The sequence below is a fragment of the Kitasatospora sp. NPDC057512 genome (genome assembly GCF_042802135.1).
In the GTDB taxonomy this organism is placed as follows: Bacteria; Actinomycetota; Actinomycetes; order Streptomycetales; family Streptomycetaceae; genus Kitasatospora.
The window spans coordinates 1-4,664 of sequence record NZ_JBHVET010000686.1; the positions used below are offsets into that span (position 1 = coordinate 1).

Annotated in this window: 5 protein-coding genes; 3 read left to right on the forward strand and 2 right to left on the reverse strand. The window is 74.3% G+C overall.

Annotation, left to right across the window (positions count from 1 at the left end; genetic code table 11):
- Window positions 1-150 precede the first annotated feature (150 nt).
- Both ACFU6K_RS31885 and ACFU6K_RS31890 read right to left on the reverse strand, forming a co-directional pair.
- On the reverse strand, window positions 151-567 hold the full coding sequence (locus tag ACFU6K_RS31885) for a hypothetical protein (RefSeq protein WP_380668942.1): 417 nt from the start codon (window positions 565-567) through the stop codon (window positions 151-153).
- Window positions 568-573: 6 nt separating this feature from the next.
- Window positions 574-1,128, reverse strand: coding sequence for a universal stress protein (locus ACFU6K_RS31890; protein ID WP_380668944.1), 555 nt, complete (start codon window positions 1,126-1,128; stop codon window positions 574-576).
- Between the two features lie 282 nt (window positions 1,129-1,410).
- On the opposite strand from ACFU6K_RS31890, the gene ACFU6K_RS31895 reads away from it, so the two are divergent.
- The 3 genes from ACFU6K_RS31895 (at window position 1,411) to ACFU6K_RS31905 (ending at window position 4,638) form a co-directional block, all read left to right on the forward strand.
- Window positions 1,411-3,201, forward strand: coding sequence for an oleate hydratase (locus ACFU6K_RS31895; RefSeq protein WP_380668946.1), 1,791 nt, complete (start codon window positions 1,411-1,413; stop codon window positions 3,199-3,201).
- Between the two features lie 67 nt (window positions 3,202-3,268).
- The gene (locus ACFU6K_RS31900; protein WP_380668948.1) at window positions 3,269-3,616 is read left to right on the forward strand and encodes a GntR family transcriptional regulator; all 348 of its coding nucleotides are present in this window, start codon (window positions 3,269-3,271) and stop codon (window positions 3,614-3,616) included.
- On the forward strand, window positions 3,613-4,638 hold the full coding sequence (locus tag ACFU6K_RS31905; RefSeq protein WP_380668950.1) for a DUF1648 domain-containing protein: 1,026 nt from the start codon (window positions 3,613-3,615) through the stop codon (window positions 4,636-4,638). Before ACFU6K_RS31900 ends, ACFU6K_RS31905 begins: the two co-directional genes overlap by 4 nt.
- Window positions 4,639-4,664: the final 26 nt, after the last annotated feature.

A 4,664-nucleotide genomic window follows, 5' to 3' on the forward strand; every position in this document is an offset into this window, starting at 1 on the left:
GTACGGGCGGGCCCGCTGTCCGAACCGCCGACCGCTCCGCGCGCCCGGCCACCTGTCCCCACCGGTTCGCCGGGGGCTCCGGATACCGGCCGGAGCCCCGGTCCCTCGGCGCGGTCCGTCCGTACGGGCGGACCGTTCGTGGGCCGCGCCTCAGACCGGGCGGTCCGGGCGCAGCAGCGACACCCGCACCGAGCGGCGCGGGAGGGCGGCGGGCAGCGCGGCCAGCAGGGCCGCGGCGGTGAACACCGCGTAGGGCCCGACTTCTGCCCACGCACCCGCCCAGCCGAGTTCACCGTGCTGGTGCTCCGCGAAGGCGTTGCGGCAGAGCCAGGCGGCCAGGCCGATCAACGGTGCGGCCGCCGGCCGGGAACGGCGGCCGACCAGGGCACACAGCGCCAGGTAGCCGACGTACGGCAGCGGGCCCGAGTGCAGTTCGCCGAGGACGCCGAGCGCCAGTGCCACTCCGCCGCCCGCGAGCAGCGCCACGGTGCCCGCGGTGCCGGCCGACAGCCGCTCCAGCACGGGGTGGTAGCGGGTGCCGCCGGGGCGGGCCGAGTACATCCGCACCGCGGACTACCGCTTCGCCGCGAGGAGTTCGGGCGCGGGCCCGACCGGCAGGTGCCAGCGGGTGCGGCGGTGCAGGGCCTCCAGGTCGTGCAGCAGCTCGGGGGCCGGGACGGTGAGCACCGGGCAGCCGGCCCGCCGGGCGCAGTACGCGGGCACCGGGCGCCGCAGCCGGCGGCGCAGCGGGCCGCCGCTGTGGCCGAGGACCAGCAGGTCGTCCGGCCGGTCCGCGATGTGCAGCAGGGCCGGGCCGGTGTCGCCGCGGACCAGCACCGGGCGCATCGGCACGCCGGGGTCGGCGCCGCCGAAGGCCGCGTCGAGGGCGTCCCGCAGGCGCTGGTCGGCGGCGTCCCGGACGGCGGCGAGCAGGGGCGGGCAGGGCGAGCGCCGGTAGCCGTGTTCGCCGCCGGGGGGCTCCCAGGCGAGCACCGGCACCAGGACGGCGCCGCGGTCACGGGCCTCGGCGGCGCCGCGGTGCAGTGCGGCCAGGCTCCCCAGCGAGCCGCTCACCCCGACCACCACCCTGGGTGCCGCGCCGTCCTCGTGCCGCCCGTTGCCGTGCATGATCCGTCCTTGTGTGGTCGTGTTCTCCGTCGCCCTCCAGCCAACCGCCGCGCCGGGGCTGACCTGCGCTCCTTGACGGCTTCCTGACGTCCCGGAGGGCGTTCCCAACGCGCTCCATACGCGGCCCGGCGGGTGCCCGCGCCGCCCGGACCACCCTCGTCTCACCCGTTCGGCCTACTCAGCAGGCGAAGATCACCGCCGGATGGGTGGATGGAGACGGCCCGCCGGGATTCGGCATGCCCGCCGGGCGGTTCGATGTCGAACGTTCTAGGGAGCACGGGCTTGTACTACAGCAGCGGCAACTACGAGGCGTTCGCCCGGCCGAGGAAGCCCGAGGGGGCCGAACGCAAGCGGGCCTGGTTCGTCGGGTCGGGGCTCGCCGCACTGGCCGGGGCGGCGTTCCTGGTCCGGGACGGGCAGGTGCCCGGCGAGCGGATCACGGTCCTGGAGCGGCTGAAGCTGGCCGGCGGCGCGCTGGACGGGATCGAGGTGCCCGAGAAGGGCTTCGTGGTCCGCGGCGGGCGCGAGCTGGAGGACCACATGGAGTGCCTGTGGGACCTCTTCCGCTCGGTGCCCTCGCTGGAGGTCGAGGGCGCGTCCGTCCTCGACGAGTTCTACTGGCTCAACAAGGACGATCCCAACTTCTCGCTCCGGCGGGTCACCGAGCGCCGGGGCCAGGACGCCCGCACCGACGGCCTGTTCGCGCTCGACGACAAGGCGCAGAAGGACCTGGTCCGCGTCTTCCTCGCGACCCGTGAGGAGTTGGAGGGCAAGCGGATCGACGAGGTCTTCTCGCGGAACTTCCTGGACAGCAACTTCTGGCTGTACTGGCGCACCATGTTCGCCTTCGAGGAGTGGCACGGCGCGCTGGAGATGAAGCTCTACCTGCACCGCTTCATCCACCACATCGGCGGCCTGCCGGACCTGTCCGCGCTGAAGTTCACCAGGTACAACCAGTACGAGTCGATGGTCCTGCCGCTGACCCGCTGGCTGACGGACCAGGGCGTGCGGTTCCGCTACGAGGTCGAGGTCACCGACATCGACTTCGACCTCGCCCCCGGCGCCGACGGCGCCCCCGGCCGCAAGCAGGCCACCCGGATCCACTGGCGGGAGGCCGGCCAGGAGGGCGGGGTGGACCTCGGCCCGGACGACCTGGTGTTCACCACCATCGGCTCGCTCACCGAGAACTCCGACGACGGCGACCAGCACACCCCGGCCCGGCTGGACGAGGGCCCGGCCCCGGCCTGGGACCTGTGGCGCCGGATCGCCGCCAAGGACCCGGCCTTCGGCCGCCCCGAGGTGTTCTGCGGCAACATCCCGGAGAGCAAGTGGGAGTCGGCGACCGTCACCACCCTGGACCCGCGCATCCCGCGCTACATCCAGAAGGTCGCCCGGCGCGACCCGTTCGGCGGCGGCGTGGTCACCGGCGGCATCGTCACCGCCCGGGACTCCTCCTGGCTGCTGAGCTGGACGGTCAACCGCCAGCCGCACTTCAAGCAGCAGCCCGCCGACCGGATCGTGGTCTGGGTCTACTCGCTCTTCGTCGACCGCCCCGGCGACTTCGTGCGCAAGCCGATGCAGCAGTGCACGGGCGAGGAGATCACCCAGGAGTGGCTGTACCACCTGGGCGTCCCGGTCGGGGAGATCCCCGACCTGGCCGCGAACGCCGCCCGCTGCGTGCCGGTGATGATGCCGTACGTGACGTCCTTCTTCCTGCCCCGGCACGCGGGCGACCGGCCGGACGTGGTGCCGGAGGGCGCCGTCAACTTCGCCTTCATCGGCCAGTTCGCGGAGACCACCCGGGACTGCATCTTCACCACCGAGTACTCCGTGCGCACCGGCATGGAGGCCGTCTACCGGCTGCTCGACGTCGAGCGCGGCGTGCCCGAGGTGTTCAACTCCACCTACGACGTGCGCAAGCTGCTCGCCGCCACCACCCGGCTCCGGGACGGCGCCGAACTCGACCTGCCCGGGCCGGAGTTCCTGCGCAGGCGGCTGCTGCGCCGGCTGGAGGCCACCGAGATCGGCGAGCTGATGCAGGAGTTCGGGCTGATCGAGGACGAGCGGAGGTAGCCGGAGCGCCCGGGCCGCGAACCGGGCAGTGGCACCAGACATGAATGGTGCTATCGTCACTAGCACCATGTTGCTGAAGCTGGACATCGGGGACACCCGACCACTGCACGAACAGGTCGCCGGCGCGATCAGACGGGCCGTCGCCGAGGGCGAGTGCGCCCCCGGGGACAAGCTGCCCCCGGCCCGGGAGCTCTCCCGGGCCCTGGGGGTGAACACCAACACCGTCCTGCGCGGGCTGCGCACGCTGCGCGACGAGGGGGTGCTGGAGTTCCGCCGGGGCCGCGGCATCACGATCGCGACCGGCGCCGACACCCGCTCCGAACTGGCGGACCGGGTGAGGAAGTTGGTCGAGGACGCGGCCCGGGCCGGCTACAGCGGGAACGATCTCGTGGACATGATCAGGGGGATGTCGTGACGGACGCGGGGAAGACCACGGAACCGACCACGGAGCCGGCCGCCGCACGGCCGGCCGCGCCCGGTGGCGCCGTCTGGGCCGCGGTGGCCTGGTCGGTCGGGGTGCTGGCGCTGCTGATCGCCCTGCCGCTGGTGGCGCGCCACCGGCTGCCGGACCCACTGGCCACCCACTGGGGCGGGCGGGAACCGGACGGCTCGATGTCGCTGACGGCGGCCACGCTCTTCCCGGCCGCGTTCTGGGCGGTCCTGGTGCTGATCTCGGTGGCCGTGCGGCGGTACTCGGCCGGCCAGGCGCCCGGGGCCGCGTCGGCCATGCTGGCGGCCGGCGGGGTGCTGCTGACGGGGGCGCAGACCTCCATCGTGCACGCCAACCTGGACCGCGCCCGCTGGCAGGACGCCGCCCCGATGGGCATCGAGGTGGTCCTGATCCTGCTGGCCACCGGCCTCGCCGGGGTGCTGGCGCTGCTGGCGGGCCGCCGCTACGGCGGCCGGCCCGAGCGACACCCGGCGGCCGGGGCGCCGGCGCTGGAGGTGCCGCCGGGCGAGCAGGTCGTCTGGCTCTCCCAGGCCGCCAACCCGTGGCTGCAACTGATCGCCGCGGTGCTCGGACTCCTCACGGTGGCGGGGGTGCTGGTCACCTCGAGCGGGGTGGTCGACCTGGACTGGGTGCTGGTGCTGCCGCTCGCCGTCGGCGCCCTCGCGATCCTCGGCTGCTCCTCGGTACGGGCCCGGGTGACCGAGCGCGGCCTGACCGTCGGCTTCGGCCCGTTCGGGTGGCCCGCCCGCCGCTGGTCCCCCGCCGAGCTCGACTCCGCCCGCGCCGAACGGCGCACCGCCGCGCAGTCGGGCGGCTGGGGCTACCGGATCAACGGGCTCGGCACCACCGTGATGGTGCGCCCGGGTGTCTGCCTGGTGGTCCGTACCCGTCGGGGCACGGACTTCGCGGTCAGTGTCGACGACGCCGAGCGCGGGGCCGCGCTGCTCAACGCGCTGATCGCCCGCACCCGGCAGCCCACCGGCTGAATCGTTTCGGCAGCGGGGTACCCGGC